The 21905-nt window shown below is 59.1% G+C and carries 15 protein-coding genes; 6 read left to right on the top strand and 9 right to left on the bottom strand.

What is annotated here, in order from left to right:
• The first annotated feature begins 234 nt into the window (after window positions 1-234).
• From NOW55_RS15700 to queC, 4 genes are read left to right on the top strand one after another with little or no spacing between them, the layout of a single operon-like run.
• A complete protein-coding gene (locus tag NOW55_RS15700) occupies window positions 235-690 on the top strand; it encodes a 6-pyruvoyl trahydropterin synthase family protein (protein ID WP_256401435.1) in 456 nt (151 codons plus the stop codon).
• Complete coding sequence (locus NOW55_RS15695) at window positions 690-1463, top strand: 7-carboxy-7-deazaguanine synthase QueE (RefSeq protein WP_256401054.1); 774 nt, start codon at window positions 690-692, stop codon at window positions 1461-1463. The genes NOW55_RS15700 and NOW55_RS15695 overlap by 1 nt, the downstream gene beginning before the upstream one ends.
• 1 nt (window position 1464) lies before the next feature.
• The gene (folE, locus tag NOW55_RS15690; RefSeq protein WP_256401053.1) at window positions 1465-2076 is read left to right on the top strand and encodes a GTP cyclohydrolase I; all 612 of its coding nucleotides are present in this window, start codon (window positions 1465-1467) and stop codon (window positions 2074-2076) included.
• The gene (gene queC, locus NOW55_RS15685; protein ID WP_256401052.1) at window positions 2073-2765 is read left to right on the top strand and encodes a 7-cyano-7-deazaguanine synthase QueC; all 693 of its coding nucleotides are present in this window, start codon (window positions 2073-2075) and stop codon (window positions 2763-2765) included. The genes folE and queC overlap by 4 nt, the downstream gene beginning before the upstream one ends.
• 13 nt (window positions 2766-2778) lie before the next feature.
• Here the strand turns inward: queC and NOW55_RS20830 are convergent, their stop codons facing one another.
• Window positions 2779-3423, bottom strand: coding sequence for a transcription initiation factor IIB family protein (locus NOW55_RS20830; RefSeq protein WP_256401434.1), 645 nt, complete (start codon window positions 3421-3423; stop codon window positions 2779-2781).
• Window positions 3424-4144: 721 nt separating this feature from the next.
• On the opposite strand from NOW55_RS20830, the gene NOW55_RS15675 reads away from it, so the two are divergent.
• Together NOW55_RS15675 and NOW55_RS15670 are read left to right on the top strand one after the other, a co-directional pair.
• Window positions 4145-5359 carry a DUF8098 family protein gene (locus tag NOW55_RS15675; RefSeq protein ID WP_256401051.1) on the top strand — a complete coding sequence of 405 codons (1215 nt, stop codon included), beginning with the start codon at window positions 4145-4147 and terminating at the stop codon, window positions 5357-5359.
• Window positions 5356-6036 (top strand): type II toxin-antitoxin system VapC family toxin, encoded by a 681-nt coding sequence (locus NOW55_RS15670; protein ID WP_256401050.1) that lies wholly within the window; start codon window positions 5356-5358, stop codon window positions 6034-6036. The genes NOW55_RS15675 and NOW55_RS15670 overlap by 4 nt, the downstream gene beginning before the upstream one ends.
• 330 nt (window positions 6037-6366) lie before the next feature.
• Here the strand turns inward: NOW55_RS15670 and NOW55_RS15665 are convergent, their stop codons facing one another.
• The 8 genes from NOW55_RS15665 to NOW55_RS15630 form a co-directional block, all read right to left on the bottom strand.
• A complete protein-coding gene (locus tag NOW55_RS15665) occupies window positions 6367-6999 on the bottom strand; it encodes a vWA domain-containing protein (RefSeq protein ID WP_256401049.1) in 633 nt (210 codons plus the stop codon).
• Window positions 7000-7069: 70 nt separating this feature from the next.
• Window positions 7070-7513 (bottom strand): phospholipase D-like domain-containing protein, encoded by a 444-nt coding sequence (locus tag NOW55_RS15660; RefSeq protein ID WP_256401048.1) that lies wholly within the window; start codon window positions 7511-7513, stop codon window positions 7070-7072.
• Entirely contained in the window at window positions 7485-11567 is a 4083-nt protein-coding gene (locus NOW55_RS15655) for a DEAD/DEAH box helicase (protein WP_256401047.1), read from the bottom strand. Before NOW55_RS15655 ends, NOW55_RS15660 begins: the two co-directional genes overlap by 29 nt.
• Before the next feature lie 72 nt (window positions 11568-11639).
• The gene (locus NOW55_RS15650) at window positions 11640-12320 is read right to left on the bottom strand and encodes a hypothetical protein (protein WP_256401046.1); all 681 of its coding nucleotides are present in this window, start codon (window positions 12318-12320) and stop codon (window positions 11640-11642) included.
• Window positions 12310-15210, bottom strand: coding sequence for a P-loop NTPase family protein (locus NOW55_RS15645; RefSeq protein ID WP_256401045.1), 2901 nt, complete (start codon window positions 15208-15210; stop codon window positions 12310-12312). Before NOW55_RS15645 ends, NOW55_RS15650 begins: the two co-directional genes overlap by 11 nt.
• Complete coding sequence (locus NOW55_RS15640) at window positions 15207-16040, bottom strand: hypothetical protein (protein ID WP_256401044.1); 834 nt, start codon at window positions 16038-16040, stop codon at window positions 15207-15209. Before NOW55_RS15640 ends, NOW55_RS15645 begins: the two co-directional genes overlap by 4 nt.
• Window positions 16037-16954, bottom strand: a complete 918-nt coding sequence (locus tag NOW55_RS15635; protein ID WP_256401043.1) for a hypothetical protein — start codon at window positions 16952-16954, stop codon at window positions 16037-16039. The genes NOW55_RS15640 and NOW55_RS15635 overlap by 4 nt, the downstream gene beginning before the upstream one ends.
• Window positions 16951-21642: a DEAD/DEAH box helicase gene (locus tag NOW55_RS15630; RefSeq protein WP_256401042.1), complete on the bottom strand. Its 4692-nt coding sequence runs from the start codon at window positions 21640-21642 to the stop codon at window positions 16951-16953. Before NOW55_RS15630 ends, NOW55_RS15635 begins: the two co-directional genes overlap by 4 nt.
• Between the last annotated feature and the right edge of the window lie 263 nt (window positions 21643-21905).

Here is a 21905-nt window from a genome sequence, read left to right as displayed (position 1 = left end):
TCAACCTTCCGGGGATTCCGGACGGAACCTACCGTCGGTAGCCTAGTGATGGTTATCAGTATTTGGATAGTAATTGTCTCACCCGTCGCCCAATATAAGGAGCCTCATAGAGTAGGATCATCGGCTGCTCGATGACAGCCTCTGAGGGCATATGTTTTGACACCGGGCCTATCTGAATGCTACCCTGGCACTCTCCCGGTAATACTATATGCATACCTGAAGAACATGCTGTTCATGTCGGTAGAACAGCGCGCCCCCTCGCTGCTGGAAGACGCAGGAGAGCGCACCCTCCACGTCGGGCGGGACCGCCCCATTCGCATCAGTACAGGGCATCGAATCCTCCACCACGACGGGAAGTGCAGTCGCCCTCACGGCCACAACTACGAGATCTCGGTCACGATTACGGGTGAACTGACCAAGGAAGGGTGGGTCGTCGACAAGGGTGATATTACCTCGATAATCGACGAGTGGGATCACCGGTTCCTCCTCGAATCGGGGGACCCGCTCGTGGAGGCGTTCGAAGCGAGCGGCGACAGCGACGGTGTCGTCGTACTCGAGCACCCCCCGACGGCGGAGGTCATGAGTGTCCTGCTGGAGCAGAAGCTCATGGAGCGCTTCGGTGAGACCGTCTCTGATGTCTCCGCTGAGGTGCGCGAAACCGGAGAACTCTGTGCTGGAGCGACCCACTGATGCCCGTCAACTCGACCGTCCAATCGGAAACTGACCGGTCAATCGACGGCGAGGGCCTTCCAATCAACGAGTTATTCTACTCGCTTCAGGGCGAGGGGGAACTCGCAGGCGTGCCGTCGGTCTTCGTCCGGACGAGCGGCTGTAACCTCCGCTGCTGGTTCTGTGACTCGTACCACACGTCGTGGGAGCCCTCGCACACGCAGATGCGCCTCGACGAGATCGTCGACGAGGTCGAGTCGTACGAGCAGGCAAACCACGTCGTCCTCACGGGTGGTGAGCCCCTCATTCACGAGGATGCGGTAACCTTACTGGAGCGACTCGACGAACGGGGCTACCATACGACCGTCGAGACGAACGGAACAATCTACAGAGACGCACCAATCGACCTCGCGAGTATCAGTCCGAAACTCGCCTCGAGCACTCCGACCGCCGAAAAGGACCCCAAAGGCGACGGCGAGTGGGCTGACCGACACGAATCGAGACGGCTCGACATCGAAGCACTCGCGGAACTGGTCGACACGTACGAGAGCCAGCTCAAGTTCGTCGTGACCGACGAGGAGGACATCCCCGAAATCGAATCCATCGTCGAAAAAGTCCGTGATGCAGCGTGGACGACCGTGCGCGATTCGGACGTGTTGCTCATGCCGGAAGGGATGACGCGCGACGATCTCGACGAACGACGGAACGAGGTTGCCGAACTGGCAATCGAACACGGCTATCGGTACACGCCGCGCCTCCACGTCGATCTCTGGAACGACGCACCTGGAACGTAACATGACTCGGAACCACTCTCAGTTTGGGACGACGACGGACGAGACGGACGGAATCGATCACGAGAAGGCACAACGTGGTGTCAGACTGTTGCTCGAAGCTGTTGGTGAGGACCCGGATCGAGCTGGCCTCACCGACACGTGGCAGCGCCGCGTTCCGGAGACCTTCGCGACGTTGACCGACGGCAACAGGGACGTTGCGAAACCGACGATGCGGACCTTCGAGGCGGAGACCGACGACCTGGTCGTGAAGACCGGGATTCCCGTCTACTCGCTCTGTGAGCACCACCTGCTCCCGTTCTTCGGCACCGTACACCTCGCCTACCGACCGGATGGGTCGGTCGTCGGACTGTCGAAGCTCACACGCTACGTCCGCTGGTGCTCGCGCCAGTTGACGATGCAGGAACGGCTTACAAATGACATCGCGTCGGGACTCGCGGACGAACTCGATGCGGAGACGGTACTCATAGAGATGAACGCTACGCACCTCTGTGAAGTGATGCGAGGTATCGAGACAGAAAGCACGACCACGACCAGAGCGACCATCGGATCGCCGACCGACACGGAACTCGAGCGGTTTCGCTCCGGCATCGAACAGACGGAGGCGGGACGATGAGCGAGCAGCGCGCTGTCATTCTGGCCTCCGGTGGCATGGATAGCGCGACGGCTGCCGCGGTCGCACAGAATCGCGGCTACGAACTCTACATGCTCCATACCTCGTACGGACAACGCACGGAGTCCAAGGAGTACGAGTCGGCGAAGGCCCAAGCAGAACGATTCGATGCAGCCGACTTCCTCCACCTCACGACGGACCACCTCTCGAAGATCGGTGACTCGAGTCTCACTGATGACGAGATGGAGGTCGAAGACGCCGACCTCGACAGCGACGAAATCCCCGGTTCGTACGTTCCGTTCCGGAACGCGAACCTCCTCTCGATGGCAACCTCGTACGCCGAGGCGAACGACTGCGATGCCGTCTTCATCGGTGCGCATTCGGAGGACTTCTCCGGGTATCCCGACTGCCGACCGGCGTTCTTCGACGCCTTCCAGACCATCGTCGACGTTGGGACGAAACCGGAAACCGAGATTGATATCGAAGCGCCGTTCGTCGAGTGGTCGAAGACCGACATCGCAGAGCGTGGGATCGAACTCGAAGTGCCGTACAACGTGACCTGGAGCTGCTATCGCGACGAAGCACCTGCCTGTGGGACCTGCGACGCCTGTGCGTTCAGACTCCAGGCGTTCCAGAATCTGGATGAGCGTGATCCGATCCAATATACCGAGCGCCCAGAATACACCAACTAATACCGAGTTCTCCTCACTGACCAGAGGATTCAAAGTACGTCTTAACGCGTTGCCACTGACGCGATAGTGTAACAACGCTCACAAATGCGACGTCAGCCAGGTCCTCCTGGGTCACGGCCTCGCCACAGCTCCGGGCTGCTCCGTATATCACTGCAGCCGCCACGCCAGTCGGACTCTGTCCGACGTGGACACCGTCCCCAACGATGGTTGAGGCGATGTCCGTCGCCAGTCGGCAGACGGACTGTGAGACGCCCACGGCCGAGGCGAATCGGTGAATGAATGCAGTCGGTAACGGTGGTGCCACCGCGGCGTCGAACTCCCGGACGAGCTTACTGTACGCGGACTTGACGGCCTGTCTGTCGACCGGTGACACTGAGACGACGTGTGCTAGCGGGAACGGTTGGCCGTGTTCCCGCGCCACGAGGTATATGGAAGCCGCTGCGACAGACTCCAGCGACTGTCCGACCAAGAGCCCAACGTCCGCCGACCGTCGGAACGCCACACCCGCTGCCTCAGTCATGGACTCCGTGGCTTCCAGTGCCGCAGCCAACGCTCGAACTTCCTTCAGTCCGTGCCGTAGTGTCGACTCGTTGTGAGACAGTCGTCGATTGTACTGCGCCCAGCGGGGTCTCGAACTACCTCCGGCTTCTCCAACCACCGTCCCGATAGCGAGGCGGGACGCACTCCCGATTGGACCTCCTCGTCGGTCCGTCCACGCGGTCCACCCCGGTTCGCTGAACTTCAGCTCCACGCCCGAATGCACCACACCACAGTCGCGACAGTACCATTCTCCGCTATTCCCCCTCGCGAACTTGCTCTCCCCGCACTCGTCACAGTTCGTCTCCGTATCGAATGCAGTCGCGGTCGTCTCACTCTCGTCTTCGCCTGTATCGCTCGTTTTGCTAGCCGCCCTTGGCCGGGCTGGGTTTCCAAGAGCGACCTGGTGGGGTTGCCGCTCGTCAGGAACGTTGGCTGACTCAATCCGTTGTCGCGTGACTGACTGTGTCGATAGTGACGGCTCTGTGCTCCCATCGCGAACAAACTGCTGCTGATTTGACGATGCCAACGAGCCTTGCCGGCGTCAGCCGGTACGAGAGTTATCTTAGAGTTGCTGTTCAAATGCTTTGTACGTTTGGGTGAAACCTCGGAGGGGGTCCCCCTGCCCCCACTCCAAGAGCCAACCCGCCCTATTTAAATCGTTAAATCGCACGCGTATCTGCTGTACAGAGCAAATACGATCTTCCCCTGATACCCAATCCGTTACAAATCTAATTGGTCAACCCTTATTTAGTTCACTGGATGAAATTTATCCCTCCGAACACTCTAACTTTTAAGCGTCGCCAGGTCCCACTTCTAGTGAAGCACCCATACTTCGATCGATGGTCCAGCTCTCAAACGCCGAACGGGCAGTAATCGACGACCTCTTAGCCTGTCTTGCGGAAGCTGTCAACGACGTCGAGAGCGTCGACCCGCAGTACGCAAATAAGACGAAACTTCAGAAACTTCTCTATCTGGCCATACTGGAGTTCGATCTCCCAGTTACGTACAGCTGGTACCTTGCTGGCGCAGTGCTCCCGAACGACCCAGCGACACCCGATCGCCTCGCGAGCGCGCTCGATGAGTTGCCAAGACCGGACGAGCCGAGTATACACGAAAGCGACGCTGACGAACCGATTACGGAAGACTGGGACGCCTCAACCATGGAGCCGGTAGACGATATCATTGAACGCGAGCTCGACGTGTCCACGTCCGAGGACGCTGTGACGTCGGACTCGCCTGAGGTTTCCGGTGACGACGAAGCAGGTGAGGATTCCGAACAAGACCCTCTCGACCCCGTACTCTTCACTGACTCGGCTACCATGGCGCCGTCGGCGACCGACAGAGCTGAGGCGAACATTAGCATAGATGGGGTCAATCGCCGGGAGCTGATCGACTTTTATCGCCGGACACTCCCAGACGTGTGGCACCAGAATACGATGCGATTCCTTCAAAACTTCTACCTCGAACACGCGCCTGAGGCCTACCGCGAGCTCTACGTCCAGAGTACGCACCTGCGGATCAGGCTGCTCGACATTCAGGAAGCAATCGTTGCCCACCTCGACGGCGAAACCCCGCCCACGCCGATTGACGACCTCGTGCACGCAGCGGAACTCGACGTGTCTGATCTGCACCAGTCAATTCGGAAGTCCGAGACACTTCAGGAGACGTTCGGCGGTTTCGTCGATGGAACGGATCTGATCGAAGACGCACTCGTGATGCTCACTCAGCTGTCTCCTGATGAGTACACTGAATCCCACCGTGACGCGATGGGGACACTTCTGGACTACTACTATTATTGCGTTTGGCGCTATCCCTGTCTCTTGATTTCGATCGAGACGGCAACCGGGCAGTCGGCAGCGGAACTGCAGTCGGAACGCCAAACAAGATTCACCGACTTTGAGACGACGCTCCAGGCGCGAGGTCGCGATCTCGAGGTTACTCTCGATGACGCCGGCCTCCTCCCGGGCTACGCGGACTACCCCGTTCCCGACGGTGACGACGTGACCGACAAAATCAGTGACCTCTCTAACGCATATTTTGATTCCTCTTCATGACGCGGGACCGCTCACTCGAGGAGGTGTTCGTGGATACGTGCGTCCTCCTCAACTTCGTACAGCAGGAGTGGGAACGTCCGCACTCGAAAGCACTCGTCGAATCCAATAAAATCGAACTCGTCGTGAGCGACGCGGTCATGGGGGAACTGACAAACGTTTCCGAACGCCGAGCTGATATCTACGAGGACCTTATAGATTTTCTTCTAACTACCGAGGACGCAGCCATCCAAGAGTACGACCCCGAAGACCGACATATATACGTTGGCGGGAACGACGCCGGCCACATTCGAGACATCCAGATGGAATTAGCGTCGCTCGACGACACTGCAGAGGTCCTCCGCCGATTACGACGCTATCTTCGTGCAGTGGACCGACGCTTCGAGTTCCTCGAGTCGAAGTTGAACGGACACGTCGTCGTTCCGAGTGGCTCGCTCACCTTGGAGTTCGCGGTGCAACGGGTAGTCCCCAATCAGGACGATGCTCGAATTGTTACTGACGCAGCCGGCTGGACGGCCGACGGTGGCTCTGGGTATCTGGTCACGCTCGATTCCGAGCATCTCCTTGGTCTTAACGCCGAAGTCGCTGCCGTTCTTCGCGAAAAGGCGGGCGATGACTGGGTTATCACCATTTGCTCACCCGAGACGATCCTTGAGAGAACGCCCTCTGAAGCGAACTAATCTTTCGGTTCGACTAAGCCGTCAATCTAGAGGTCGCTGACCTGAACTGCGAGGCCCATCAACTCAAAGACGGATACGAACGGTTATGCCGACGACGCCATCAGCTGAATCAGGCGGCATCGTGGCTCAGAAGCTTTTGGTATAGAATGATGTCATTGGACGTCGGCGTTATCGACTCACTCAATTCGCTCGCACCGTCACGCAGATGGGGCGATAACAGACGCCCCTGAAGAACATCGACGATGAAGCTGACGCCAATGATCCTTGAACGGAAAAGCTCGAAGAGAAAGTCGCAAAGCAATCAGGTGAATAAGCTTCCGGGTGGCGTCGTTAGCTGTCGTCGGCGTCATCTTGCCGACGTCTATCTGAATCGTGGTAGCCGCTAGTTGTGCCTTCGGAGCGGGCTTCGCTGATCTGGTTCGAGGTTGATTCGTAGGCTGCACGAGCGCCGTCTCCGCTGTGAGACATATTCAACGACCGGTCTTTATCCATCCCCATGCTGCTGGCGGTGAGTGCTGCGTCTTGATTGGCTCCGACGAACAGGAACTCCCAGTCATCCTTCTGCTTGCGTTCGACGACTTCGCGAACCCGCTGTTGGGGTGTCTCGGATGCATTCTCTTTGCCATCCGTGAGCACGACGACGACAACGGCGTCAGGTATTGATGTCGGCGACATCGACCCGATGACGTCCTCGGTACCAGTAATGGCGGTAACGATGGCGTCGTGGAGTGCTGTCTGCCCACCCGGAGAGTAGTTCTCACTTGAGAGTTCGGGTGCAGCGGAAACCGGTCGACCCTCGTAGACGAGTTCGACAGCAGAGTCAAACTCGTAGAGCGAGACCGTTGCTGTTCCAACGCCATCGCGTTGATCTGTGAGGAACGAATTGAATCCACCCGTCGTATCGTCCTCGATCTTGGACATCGACCCCGACGAATCGAGAACAAAGGTCACGTGAGTCTTCATGCGTCACACCTCCAGCCACTTCGAGATACATAAACCTGAAACCGGGCGCATTACCAGCCCCTTCGCTCCTCTATAGTCGGATGTCGAGCTCTTCGTTCAGGTACGTGTCGGTATCACCGTATTCGTTCTCGATGACTTCGCAGATTTCGCGGTTGAGCGTGAGGCCGCCGTGCGTGATATTCGCGGAGCCAAGGTACGCGTACTCGTCGCAGACGACCACCTTGGCGTGCAAGTCGTCGACGGTCAACATCGAAACGTCTTCCGGGAGCCGGTTTTGAACGAAGTCGTTGTGGGACTCGCCCGTGCGAACAATGAACGTCACGTCAGTGTCGGGGAGCGTTTCGATTGCCTCCAGTAGGTTCGTTTGGCGGCTGTCAAGGTGTTCATTCACTGGGAACCGTAGTTCAACGTCGCTCAACCAGGGAGAGACAATGACTGCACGATCTGCGTGGACAAGCGTCCAGCCGATGAAGTAGCTCAGGCTGTCAGAAGTCAAGGAAAACGCTCGTACCATCTAACTCACCTCCTGGGGGTAGTTCTCGGTCGAACATCTCTGTCGCCGCGGTGTTCGCCGGAACCGTCTCGGTCAGGTGTTCTCGAAGCGCCTCGAGCACCACGTAACTCAGGGTATCGCTCTGCTCGCCTGCTGCGATACACTCCATAACTTGGAGGTTCTCGACGCAGCCGTCAATGTCCGGCGAATAAAACGCTGTCTTTACCCGATCGATTCCTGAGACATCGATATCAGCATCTCCAACTGTTGACCGTGGGAACCCATCGCCTTTCACTTGGGACTCGGCGACGACGTGCTTCAATGTGTAGCTCTCGTCCGTCTCGATGCTTTCGTCGGCCGCGAACTGTTGCGCACGATCAATGGTTGAAACGACTTCAGCGGTTATTCGATCTAGAACCTCCTCGAACCGGACCCCGGTGTACTCGCGAACTAGCGGGCGGACCGCCGCTTCGTCGAGGACATCATCGGGGACCTTGTCGACGAACTCTCGATTCGCCCAAAGTCGCTCGTTGATAACCTGTTCGTTATACAACAGCCGATTCATCGAGTCTAATACGCTCCCTGGGTCCTTTTCGATTTCGTCGTATACCAGGTCGATGATACCTTGGCCGCCTTCGGTTCGTTCGAACACGTACACTTCGCCGACATCCTCATCGAAGCCGTAGAACACTCGTTGGTTACTGACGCTGCTCACGTCAGTGACGAGTTGCATGAAGAAGTGCGCGGCAGTATGGTACGTGACGAACTCTAAACTGTGGTCGTCGAAGTCCTTGTATCGGGATGCGTACTCCTCGACAGCGTCATCGAGGTCGTTCATGAATGGGGTGAGGTCGTAGACGAGCCCGCGCGTCCTCGTCGTAAACCCAAGGGGTGGGTCGGGAGATTCTAGCTCCTGAGTGAACCGGTCGGCGTTCGAATCGAACGAGACGCCAATGTTCTCGCCGTAGTACTTCCCTGGCGTTATCTCGAGCGTCACACTCTCCAGAGAGACTTGCGCCTGAAGATCACCGAGCATCAGATCGCCAGTCGATTCGACGGGTGTGCGCTCTGTCACTGTCGTATCGACATGCGGCTGGGAGTGTATCTTTCCATACGCCCGGTGGCCGTGACGCAGACAAGCGTCAATGTCACCTTGAAGGATCTGGAAGCATTCCGGGCAGTACTGGACGATTTCTTGTGCTTTCTCGCCGGAGAGGTCCCGCATTTCAGATAGCTGGAGCGTGTCCGGGACGAGGACGCCGTCCTGTTCCTCGCCGACAACGTCACCAGTATAGTCCATCACAACACCGTCTTCGGTGACTTCTGTCTTCGGTAGGAACGCCTGCATCATATGCGGCTCTGACTGGTACTCTGACCGATACGGTGCGTACGTGCTTACGACCTGATCGATGGACTCCTCGGGACGATCACGGATCGCGTTCTCGTGGTACACCTCAACGAACTGACCGGCACCCCCGTAATAGTCCGGCGGGACGAACCATACCTCCTCGTCGAGCTGTTTACCCTCAGACTGTAGGAACAAGTCAAAATAGTAGGCCCCACGGAGCAGGTCCTTGATCCTATAAAGCGAATTGAATGGCGTACCGCCTTTCAGGTACGACCCGACATTCGATAGGGCGGTCTCGAGGTAGTGGAACTGCTGTTCCTCACGATAATGTTCCTCAAGACGATCGTCTTCGCAGAGCGTCTCGAGCTGATCGACGGTCCGCTTCAGTGAGGATAACCGGTCCTGATTGACCTGTGGGACTGGTTCTTCTGATACTCTATTGACGTGATTCCGGAGCTGCATGAGTGTCCCTGTTAGGCCGAACAGTTCCGCGAGCAGTCCCGAAAAGTGCCTGACTGCATCTGTTGGATTGTCAGGAACCGTCTGTGCCCGGGATTTCGCGTCCGTTAACGCCGTCTCTAGTTCTCTGATGAGGGTGTTGTGTTCGGTAACGTCGTGCCTTTGAAGCTTCTTTTCGAAACCTGAGACTTGTCCTGAGAACGTATTGATAACGCGGAACGTTTGCGACTGTACTTCGAGGACGAAGGTTTCGATCGCGTCCGGCCCCCGAACGACGTCCCCGTTCTCCATGTCAAAGTATGCCTCGATGTCACCGACGTCTTCGTTTGCGTCTGTCTTGTACGCCTCTAAACTTGTTTGGAGGTCCTCGAGCACCTGCGTTGAGAGGACGCGGTCAGCGGTCACTTCGATGCCAAACCAGTCCTCGAAGAATTCCTGGGGTTTGATCAACAGTCGGTAATACTCGTTGTATCCCAGTTCGTCGACAAGGTACTCCTCGAGGAATGTCGCGTGCTTCTCGAGTTCTGAACGGAACTTGCGATCGTTGATGTCCGAAACCCGCTTGTAGTACCTGTGGAACCGCGAGTGCATCCATTCAACGACGCGATTGTTCGGATTCAGCGGCGTCCGAATATCCGACCCGAGGAAGCGGTCCGCTCGATAGAACATATTCGCGTCGCCCGTGAGGCTCGACAGGTAGACCGCAATATGGGAGTCCATCCCCGGTTTCCGGGCAGCACGGCCAGCACGCTGGAGGAACGAGGAGAGGTCCCATGGCGTGCGATGCTGGGTGACAATTTTGATTTCGCCAACGTCGATCCCGACCTCGAGGAAGTTCGTCGAGAGGAGGATGTCGCTCCTCGACGCAGTTTCCTTGTCGAATCCCATCTCCGAGTAGACGGGTGTGAAATCCAGTGGCTCGTCGATGAACCGCTGCCCCATCGCGTTCGCAACGCCGTCCCAGTCCTCGTCAAACTCGTCGTTCCGGTGGTACTCCCAGAGTCGATTGGCACCGTCCGCGTCCTGGAGCTGGACGTGCTGCTGGTTGATTTGGGAGATGCTGTCGATGAATGAGAGTTGTTTGCTCCTCGTGCCGTCCTCGTCTTGGAGCATCGTGTGGCCGAGCAGCATCGACTGCTGGATTGACATTGACGTGACGCCAGGCCCGTCTTCCGGAGCGAGCATGAAGTAGTAGTGCTCGTGGTCGTTGTGGCTCTCGTCAAAATCTGATGTTGGCGGTTCTGTGGTCGAAATGTTCTGGGATGAAAGACCAAAGATTTGCCGTCCGAACCGTGCTGGGTCGTCGATCGTCGCACTTGACCCCAGCCAGAGCAACGGGTCCTCAGAGATCGAGTTGACGTTCTCGATGATCTTCGCCGCGTGCGCACCACGCAGACCTGTGTAGAGGTGGACTTCGTCGAGGACGATTGTGCCGAACTGATCGATGAGGGGATAGTGGGGTTTGTGCGCGAAGTTCTCGAGCGATTCGAGCGTGGTCAGCACGATGTCGGGCTGGGATTCGAACACCAGGTCCGAGCGAGCGAGGATGACCTCCTGATCGGTGAATCGGTGCGACTCGTCGTGCTCGCACTGGAGGACGTACGACTTACTCGTCCCGTGTAGTTCGAATGCGTGCGAGTCCTCGCCCTCGCTACACCAGCAGTTCGAGAGGTTGAACCGCGGGCGACCGTCGGTCTGCTCGAAGAACCCCTTCTGGCCCACGTCCGAGCGCTTCCACGGCATCCCGCCGACGTAACAGCCGACGGAGAGCTGGTCGTCGTGTTCGGTCTTCAGTCCGTGGAGGTGTTCGAGGATGCGCCCGAGCTGGTCCTGGAGGAGTGCACGACTCGGATAGACGATTGCGATGGCGTCCTGGCGGTCCTCGCGGATGAGTTGATATAGCGGTCCGAGGAACGCCTCTGTCTTTCCGAACCCGGTCGGCGCGGAGAAGATACCGGCCTTTGTCTGGTTCTCCGTCCGACACTCGCGAGCGAGCTTGTCGACGGTCTGCCAGCTGTCGACCTGGAAGTCTAGCGGGTCGAACCCGAAGATGTCAATGATGGACTCGACGAACTCGTCGTCGCCCGTGTATGGACTCGTCAGGCGTCGAGCCTGACGCTCCCGCTCGTATTTGACGGCTTCCGTGACGTGCTCGGCGTCGTCGTGGCTCGCGTTCCGTATCTGCTTGTTCGCGAGCATCGCCTGCAGGAGTGGGCCGACGTCGTCCGGGATTCGACCCAGGTTCGTATTCGAGTCTATGTATTGCATTCTGGGATGTGGATACTTCCCCGTTCGACGGAAGCACCTTAACTCATTTCCATGCGTGCACTCGAGTCGGCGCTACGATAGCCGCAACTCCACGTAGTCGGCGAGGTCGGACTCCGCCAACTGCTGACGCTCGGTCGGCGTCAACTGAGCGAGCTCGAATCGCTCGTCGTCGAGTAACCGATCGACGATCGGGCGGAGTTCAGTGCCGTCGTACACGCCGAACAGGTCGTCCTTCAGCATCTCGAACACCATCGACATGTCGCTCCCGTACTGTTCGGCTTCCTTGCGGCGTGACTCGAATGTGTTGTGTTCGTCCAGGTACACCTGTGGTTTCCAGTCCCACTGTTCGAGCAACGACTCCAGAGCCGCTACCTGCGAGCTGTCAACCCGGTCGACGCGCTCGTTCAGCCGCCGCATCGCACGAACGGTGTCCTCGCGAGCGATCCGGAGTTCCTGAATCCGATTCGATACACGCGTCTCGACACCCTGAATGTCTGCCTCCAGCGCGTCGAGTTTCTCATCTACCGCGTCGTACTCTCCGGCTTCCAGTTCGGCGACGGTGGCCTCGACGTCGGATTTCACGTCGTCGTCGATTCGCACTGTCTCGTCGAAGAACGCACTGGCAACCGTCTGCTGGAGGAGCGTCTCCTCCATCGTCTGCGCGAGGACATCGAGTCGCTCGCGGAGGTGCTCGCGACGGTAGCGGTCGTACATCTGGTGCAACTGGGCTTCGAAGGAATCCTTATTCGACATAGTACTCTGCCACCTCCTGGAACTGCTTGCCGAGACCATCGACGTTCCCACCGGACTTCAACGGTACCGCCTGATACCGCTCGTAAACGGTTGCCCGTTCGAGTTTTACGCTCGCGAGCGTCGCCTGAACCGATGCAAACTTCGATCCCGTCCGGAGCGAGTCCGCGAGCTCGGCGGCCGATGTCGCTTCGTCGACCGTCGACTGCGAAACCTCAGAGAATTGCGTGAGCGGTTCCATCACGTCCGGGTCGACGTTGTACGTCTGCAGGTTGGAGACCATCGACTGCAGGTTCGGCATCGAGATTCCTCGCAGGTCAGAGAGCACGTTCTCGACCGTATCGTCGCGATACCGCGGTCGGACTTCGTCGAGCGCACCTCGTACGTCGTATGCCGTGTCCGCGAGGTCACGGAGCTTGGGTCCGCCGTCGAAGCGCACTCGGCTCTCAATATTCTGGATGTACCCACGGCCGAGTTGGTTGAGCACATCGCGCGGCGATTGCTTACGGAACCAGCGTTCGACTCGGAGCTTGTCGAGGTCGGACCCACCGAGACCGAACAGTTCGCCAGCCATCGCCTCGAGGTGTGAGCCAGCGGCGAGGAACGACTCGATGGCGTCGACGGCTTCGCGTTCCAACTCGTCCTCGAGGAACGAACGAACTGACTTATCGAGTTCGTACTCCCCTTCGTCAAAGCGATTACAGACGCGTTCCGCGGTCAGTTCTTCCCATGGGTCGTCCAGCATCACGACGTACGCGTACGCTGCGAGCACGAAGTCGTCAAAGTCGTAGTTCTGGTAGCCCTTGTAGAGGACTTCGTCCCGTTCTAGATTGTGGAACCGTACCTGTTCTCGCCAACTCCGCGCGTACTCCGTGAGTTGCGTGCCGAGTGCTTCGAGAGCGACGTCGTACTTTGCGCTACGGGGCTGCATCTCCCGTTCGATCCCGAAGCGGAGGAGCGTCCGGAGGTTCGAGAGCCGGAACTCTTCTGGGTCGATCAGTATCTGGTCTTCATCCCGCTGGGTCTCCATGATGGAGAACACGAACGGGCGTTTTTGGCTACTCAGCCGGTACTCGAGGTCCGTCCCCTCGTAGAGTGCGTAGTCGTCCGTGAGACGCTTCAACGCGTCTTCGAGTCCGCGCTCGAGGTACTTCGTGGTCTCCCGTGACTTCTCCGGCGCGTTCCGCCACGTGTCGAGCAACGGTGCCAGCTCCTGGAACTCTTGCTCGACAGGGCCGACGTCGCCTCCGGTATCGTTGCCACCACCGTCGTTACCACCATCGCCCCCGTCGTCCTTCCCTGTCCTTGAACCACCGCCCCCGCCGTCGTCTCCTCCGACGGCCGGAACGTAGATGGACGCTTCCGTGACCGTGACCGCGTCCGGGACGTCTTCGACCGGTTCGAGGAGCCCGAACACCTCCCCCAGCCGTTTGTCGATCTCGACGCGGTTCTCGTCGTCGTTCACGACGCCGTACCAGCGAGCGAGGTGCGCGAACGACTCCGCCTGCTCGTACACGGCGTCGGCGACTGACACGCGGTTGACGAGCGATCGGAGTTCCTTCGCGTCCGAGGGTACCGCTACCTTCCCCTCGTAGTACCGACTCAGGACGTCGAACACGGTCATGATGAACTCGCGGGGGGACTGCTTGTCTTCCTCCGCCATCCCCGCGTAGATGCGCTTCAGGAACGGCTTGTTGAACGGGAACAGGTCCCGGAACGATTCGTCGCAGAGTCCACAATCGGCACACCTCGACCCACTCTTTGCGGGCAGCAGTTCGAACGTCCCAGTCTCCGGGTCTCGGTCGTACCGGACGCTCCCGTCGAACGACTTGAAGTAGCCGAGGTAGGGTCGCACGAAATCCACCGCGCTGTCCGTGTCAAGGAACAGCACTTCTTGCGAGTTCCGTTCGTTCGTCTGATAGTACTCGTAGCGGGATTCGGCGGTTCGCGTCCCCAGCGGGGCCGTCGAATCCCGAGTCCCGGCGATGATGAAGTCCCACGGACTCTCGGTCTGATCGCTCTCGATGAACTTCGCGAGCTGCCCGGCTTCCATCGCGGTTATCGAGAAGTCCTCGAACACGATCACTGGCCGCCTGTCAGTGAACTCGGCACCGACCTGTTTCAGGACCTCCGACAGCGACGCCGTCTCGTATCGACCGCGCACGACGCGCCACAGCTCCTCGTTGTACAAATCGACCGCTTCGCTCGCGGGCGTATGGTCGAAAATCTGGAGGAACTCGTTTTGCTTGTACTCCTGATCCGTGATGAACTGAATCTGCTGTGCGTACTCGCCCTTCTCGACGAGTAGCTTCAGCTTTCCTTGAACGAACTCTCGAATCTCGTCTTCCTGACCCGATTCGACGGAGACGCTACCACCGCGCTGTCGCAAGTTCAGAATCGCATTCGACACCGCGCTGTTCGCGACCACCTGCGGCATCGACTCGATGTCGTCGCGTAGCTGCTGGAAGTCGGCCGCGCCCTCCATTTCCTCACCGAATTGCTCCTCGTAGAAGTCCGGGAGCCGATCGCTCAACAGCGTCATCAGGTCGTCTTCCTTGTCGACGTGTAGCAGCGGACGTCCGGCGTCCTTCAGTCGATGCGCGAGATACGCGCACAGCTCCGACTTCCCCGTCCCGACCTCACCTTCGATGACCGTCGCGAAGTTCTCCTTACGTCCCTCTTTGAACTTCTCGAACACCTCGTCCTCGCTGACGACGTCGCTCCCATCTCCGCCTTTCGAGTAGACGTCAATCCTACGATGCGTGAAGTCGAACAGCTCGCGGTTCTGCGATCGAACCGCGGCGACCTTGCTGAACAGCTCCTGGAGTGTGCCATCGTCGACGTCCTGAAGATGTGGACAGTAGAGCGTCTCTGCGGACTCGGAACGACTCATTCCGAAACCACCTCAATCGCGTTCGCGTCCGCGCTGATCCCGGGTCGCCCGGGGGTCCCGGCGAGCGACACGGCGCCGGCGTCGCCGTACTCGACGAGTTCGATCCGTTCGTCTCGAACCAGATTGTAGAGGACCCTTGAGAACGCCGGTGGAATACTCCCGTCGCTACGCAGCGACACCGGAAGCAGTTCCTCGCTGAGCCAGTCGACGTACTGTTTGATCTCGATCCGACCATCCGATCCGCTGTCCTCGATGGCGAGCCGAATCGACGTTTCTACTATCTCAGGGTCTGGGTAGACGGTGTGTTCTCTTCCCCTCGCCTTGTGTGCGAGACCAAGATAGGTGACGATCCGACTCCAGTTCACGAACTTGTTCTTGTTCAAATCGATCTCCCCCTGCTTGGACATCGGCACGTAGTCCTTCTCGGAGCGATGCCAGTCGTTGATCTCCCCGTAGATGACCTGGTCGTCGTTCTGGAAGTACTGGACGTCCTTCTCCAGGAGGTACTGGTAATTTAGTAACACCACCGCTTGCTTCCCCCAGTCGCTGGGATCGCACTCGGCGGCGAGGTTGTGGAGAATTGCCATCCGGAAGGAGAGCTCCTCGTCGCCGGTTTTCCAGGGAAGCGAGCCAGTGTAGTACTCGCCGTCTTCCTTCCCGAGCAAGCGAACGTACCGGAGACCGTCCGTCGCCTGCTTGACGGCGTCCTCGTGCAATCCAGTAGTCGATCGAATCTCGTCTCGAGTCGCGCTGCCTTCCTGAACCGCTTCGTAGACGGGACGGAGGAACCCGGGACTCTGTACTGCGTTCAAGATGTATCCTTCGCTCATAGTTTGTATCGTCGAAGCCACGTCACGTAGCGCTGTTCGATTGGCGATGCGTCAACGTCTAACTCGTCGGCTCGTGCCCGCGCCGTCTTCACGACGGGTGCACGTCGGGCGGCGGCGTGGTCGAACGTCCGTCCGCTGTCGACTACTCGCTCGTTCAGTTCCCCCGCAACCGTTCGAGCCGTCTCGCGGTCCCACTCGATGCGTCGTCGCAGCCAACGCACCAGCTGCGGGAGCCCGGACTCGCCGTCCAGGGGTACGGTCCCCGGCTTGTTCTTCCGGCTGAAGATTGCCGAGATGGCGTCGAACAGCGGGAGGTACGGTTCGTTGGGGAGCTTCTCGAAGAGGTCGACGGTACTGGAGATGTCGTCGCCGGTAACGAACTCGTAGAGGAGTGCGTTGTCCTGCACGAAGAGGTTCTTCGTGTCGGACAGCGGGAGTTCCCAGCCGGCGTCCGCGTACGCCGCCTCGAACACCTCGTACACGTCGCTGTACGATCCGACGACGTCAACGAATGGCTCCTGGTAGAGCGGTCGTTTCGCGCCCTGCGGTTCGAATTCGCGATTGTCGGTCACCACCCACAGCACCGCGTCCGCTGCTGTGTACCGCTTGATCAGGTACCTGATCGTGTACTGAGTCTCCTGTTCGTAGTGCGTGTTCGTGACGACGCCAAACTCCGGATTCGAGTCCGGGATGTCGAGTGCGTTGCTGACGACGTGGTAGTCGTAGTCGAACTCGAGGACACGGGTCCCACGGTCGAACTGACACCACGACGTCGGATACGTGAAGTCCTGTGCCCCCAGGTAACTGATCGCTGGGAGCCCGCGGAGCATCCCCCACCGCGAGTTCTCCCGTTGATCGTATATGTACCCGATGTCCGCGTCTTGGACGCGACTCAACAGTTCGTTCCTGATCATTCGGGGTCACCGAGCACTGTCGCGAGCGTTCGTCGGTCGAGGAGATCGTTCTCAAGGTAGTGCGCTGGCGTCCGCGACAACAGCAGACACTCGTCGCAGTAGTCGCGACAGCGGTCGCAGTCCACGACGTCGTACACGTTCTCCTCGACGACGCCTAGCCGGTCCAGTACCTGCCACGTGATACCGTTCCCGCCCTGTCGCGAGTCCACGACGTACACGCGGAACTCGTCGCCCGTACTCGTCGCTTTCACGCGGAAGTCGCTCCGGTCACACTCCGCGACAATCGAGATTGCCTTCTCGAGGGATTGCTCCAGGCTCACCATCGCTTGCGGCCAGGACGCAGTTTCGTGGGAGACGGTCTCGAATCGCTCGCGGAGGACTGCCTCGTCGAACCGCATGACGAGTCCCTGTGTGAAGTACTGCTGGCCGACTGGCCGATAGATTTCTTCCTGAACGTCGTCCATGCGTTCCCGCCAGGAGCCGCCCGCATTCGCGCTCGCTTCGTCCCGCTCGATGACGGCTTCCGACCGGAGGACGTCCTTACTGTTACCGCGGGAATGCCAGCGTTCGAACGCATAGACGAAGTCGGTGACCTCCAGCTGGCCATAGGTAACGTCGCAGTCGACACCGAACACAGTCTCGGTCGTCGTCCGCTTTATTTCGGCTTCATCGGTCGGTTCCTGGATGAACGTCGACTGGAGGCCTCTCGTCGTGTAGCCCTTCTGGCCGCCTTTCGCTGCCGTGCACTCGACGGAGCTCACCCCGTGGACGTTCGTCTCGATGAGCTCTTCATCGCAGTGTGGACAGTTTTCGAGTTCGGGGTCATAGCTCTGGAACGCACGACCGCAGTCCTCGTTGTCGCATATAGTGACGCCCGTGAGTGCTGTGGCCGTCCCGTGGACTTCGTCGACGATGTAGTCCGTACCGTGCAGTGTCATGACGGCGCCGAGATCATTCTCCTCCCCGGGGAACATGTCGTAGAGACGACCGCTGCTCTCGAACTCGATGCCGTCGTTCGCTCCAGTGAAGCTCACGGGGAACTGCTGGCCGAACGACCGATAGTTCGCCAGGTAGCCGAGTCGCTGCAGCCACTGGTCCAGTCGGTTGTTTTTGTCGGTGAACGCCTTGTTGCGCTCGCCGTCGGCGGCCACACCGGTCAGTTTCGAGAACGTCTTTTCCATCCGGTTGTCGAGCGATATCGGTCCCGTCCCTTCGAGTACCTGTTCGAGCATTTCGACGCCGCGGTCGCCGAAGATGTCGTGGACGTGGTCCGTGACGGCCTCGCGGCGCTCCTGGAGCGTGAACTCGCGGAGGATATCCAGTGACTCCGTGACGGTGTTCACGAAGTTCGTGAGGTTCTCTTTGCGTTCGTCGACGGTGTACATTTTCTCGAAGACGTTCGACTCGTGGGGGTTGCGGGCGAGATACGCGAACACCTCCGTGACGACGTGCCCTGCGAGCAGTTCGTCGAAATCGTATGGGTTAGGAACCCGAACCGGCTCGAACTCGCCGAGGAACGAGTCGAGATCGCTGTAGTAGTGCGTGTCCACGGGGTGATTTCCGCGGATAGCCGTCAGTACGAGCGAAGAACTCCCTCGGGTCCGGCCCGTGCGGCCGCTCCGCTGAACGTAGTTCGTCAGCGTCGGCGGGATACCGACCTGCGCAACGGTGTCGAGGGTCCCGATATCCACGCCGAGTTCCATCGTCGGCGTCGCACTGACGATGTTCACGTCTGGGTCGTCCTTCCGGAACCCCTCCTCGATTGCACCGCGGAGCGTGTGTGGGATGTTCCCCTTATGGATACCGACTGAGATGTACTCCGGGACTGCGCCATCTCGGAGCGGCGTCGTGATGTCGTGCGCCCAGTGGTCGAGCGCGTAATCCCAGTCACCGACGGCTGTCGCGTACCCCGGCGTTGCCATCAGCGAGCTGTCTCGCTCCTCGAAGCGCGTGTAGATGTCGACGCTCGTGCCACAGCTTGGACAGTCGGAGACCGACCGACCGTCTGCGAGAACAGGGTGCGAACTGTAGCACTCGTCGCAGAACGCTACTTCCGGGATCAACACGATTTCGCTGTCGTCGCGCTTGGGTGTTCGGTAGAACACGCCGCTCTCCCCGTCGTCGGTCAGGCCGTGCTCGGTGGCCTCTTCGAGCGCCGCTTCGACGAAGTCGAATACCTCGTTCTTCACGGCTTCGCCTTGCGTGGACGATTGAATCGTGTCCCGGACTTCCTCCCACGGCACTTCGCTGATGACGCCGACGTCGAGTAGCTCTCGGAGCGCGTCGTCGACGTGTTCCTCGATAACCGCTCGAGGCACGCCGACGCGGGACTCCAACCGATCGACGACCTTCCCACGAGTCAGGCCGTTGAATTTTAGGCGCTGCTTCGTGAACGACGCGCTTGAGGAGCCGACGAAGAGCTTATATAGACCGTGGCCGACGAGGAGTTCGTCGACGCTGTCCGCGTCGTACACAGGTGCCGCCGTCATCATCGCGCTATCGAGGAGACGGTCACAGTTCGAGAGCATCGCGTGCCCCTCGATGTCCTCCAGGAGCGTCCGGAGGAAATTGTACGCCGTGCCGTCCTCGTTCATGTCGTTCTGGATTAACGGGTCCCAGTACTCTTCACGGAGCCGGTCAGAGACGGCGCGGAACAGCTCGTAGTTGTCCGCACGGCCGTTGTTCCGCATGAGCTCATCGACGTACAGTGTCTGTGCCATTAGCCCGTACTCGGTTCCGATGATGCGGTCACCGACTGATTCCGCAGTGCTGCGGGAGTCAGAGAACACGAGCGTCTTCTTTGAAGGCGAGACGTGACAGAGCTCTGTCAGCATGTATGATAGCAGTGACGACGTAGGCACCCCTATGTCGTGGAGTTGTGGAGTCCCGCCACAGCCTGGGCAATCACCGCCGGCTACAACATCGCCTGATACGTGCGCGCCAACCGCGAGGTAGGCGTCGTCCTCGCCGTCGCTGGGAGTCTCGACGTGTGGCTGGTGGCAGCGGCGACAGAACTGCATCTCTGGGAGGTCAGCACCACAGGTCCGGCAGCGGCTGTCACGACGGAGCGCTTGGCAGTCCCGACACCAGTACACCTTGTGCGGGGGCTTCAGGAAGGTGTGATGCTTTTCGGTGACGACGCCTGCGAGGCGACCGAACGCCATCGTTGTCTGCAGCGTCCCCTCGGGGTCGTCCACTCCAGTCTCCGCCACCCGCTCGACGAGATCATCGTAGTGTTTGAACTCGACAACGCCTGTCGTTTCCTCACTGAACCACTCCGCCAGTTCGGCGACTTCCGGCACGTCACGGATGACGTAGTCGAACCACGCCGAGTGCGTGCCGCCTTTCTCTAGGATTCGTTCCACGAGCCGTACTCGTCCGCGGTCCGTCTCGACGACGGATCGCTCGGGCGGGAAGGTGTCGGTATCATCGTCGTTCGCATCGAGTGAGGATTCCACCTCAGCGAGGGCATCCCCGATAGCTTCCGAGAGCCATGGTTCGTCCGACGAGATCTCCAGCGGCTCGTCTGTGGTGATGAGCCCGACTGACTGCAGTGTCTCGAGCGCGTTCGTCAGGTCGTGGGTGGAAGCGTCGTTCTTCTGCTCAAAAATGCCGTCGTGGATGAATCCGAGCGTGGTAAGGATATCCTCGAGGTCGGCGGGCTCGAAGCGATCGAATGCCGGAGTCGACGTGACGGGAAACGAGCGCGGTGTGAACTCGATGGAGTTGATGTCCGATTCTGGCGACCCGGTGAGATCCGACGCGAGCTCTGTCGGGTTGTCTACAGTCGCGGACACCATCGTGATCTGTGGATCGTGCTCGTCGAAGTGGTTCTTGAGACGTTCGGAAAGCAACGATATCGCAGCGCCCTGGATGCCACTCCACACGTGGGCTTCGTCGAAGACGATGTGTTCACACGGCGCTTCGCCGGGTTGCTCGCCGAGAATGGAGCGCGTTTCCTCTTTATCACTGACAAACATATAGTCGAGGGCTTCCGGCCCGGTCAACAGGATGTCTACGCCGCGCCGGATGCTCTCACGAGTGACACGCAGCCACGGATACTGGTGGTCATCCGTGCCGACACTCACGTCGCCGAGGATTTTGAGCTTCTCGTCCGTGCTCCGCGGACACTCCAGCCCGCGAACGTAGGAGCCAACCTCGATCTCGTGGTCCCGGGTTCCGACACGTGATGGCGTGTCCGAGTCCCAGATACCGATGGTGATACGTTCCTCGCGGTCGCGACGTCGATTGATCTGATCTAGATAGGAGATGAATCGGTTGAGTTGGTCAACCCCCAGCGTCTTCATTGGGTAGAGTACCAGGGATTTCAGCCCGGGTTCGTCGGTGGAGAGACAGTGATTGAGAATTGGCAGGAAGAACGCTTCTGTCTTGCCCGCCGCTGTTGGGACGGCTAGGATGTTATCGTCAGTGTTCCCCTCGATCGACTTAATCGTCTCCGCCTGGTGCTTGTAGAGCGAGCCTGCCGCGTTGCCGCCGAACAGTTCGGCGGTCATCGCCTGAACGATGTCGTCGCTGTAGTTGAGGTTCCCGAGGAATTCGGCAGCCGTTGCCTCGTGGAACTCCGGTGCGTCGACGAACTCCACGTACGGGCCCTTGCGTTCAATGATGTCGTTTGAGACAAACGACTGCGGATCGGTTACCCCGTCCACCTCGGTGAGTTTGGTCATCTGGCGATTCCACCAGGTCACCTCAGCAGCTCGGTCCACTGCGGCGTCGAGACGTTCGGTTGGTGTGTCCATTTTATGTCGGATTCAAAACTAATTTTGGCAGGCTCGCGGCGTCGAGCCTCTTGTAGCTGGCATCGTCAACGTAGCACCGGGCTTCGGTAGCCTCTGTCCGTATCGCATTTCTCCATTTCCACCATGTATCGTCTCTTTCGACCAACTCGGGGAACGCTCTTGTACGTGGCGGGTGTTTGCTAGCCATGGAG

This window comes from Haloarchaeobius litoreus, assembly GCF_024495425.1.
GTDB lineage: Archaea > Halobacteriota > Halobacteria > Halobacteriales > Natrialbaceae > Haloarchaeobius > Haloarchaeobius litoreus.
Note: the sequence above shows the minus strand (reverse complement) of the source record. Positions and strands in the feature narration are given on the sequence as shown.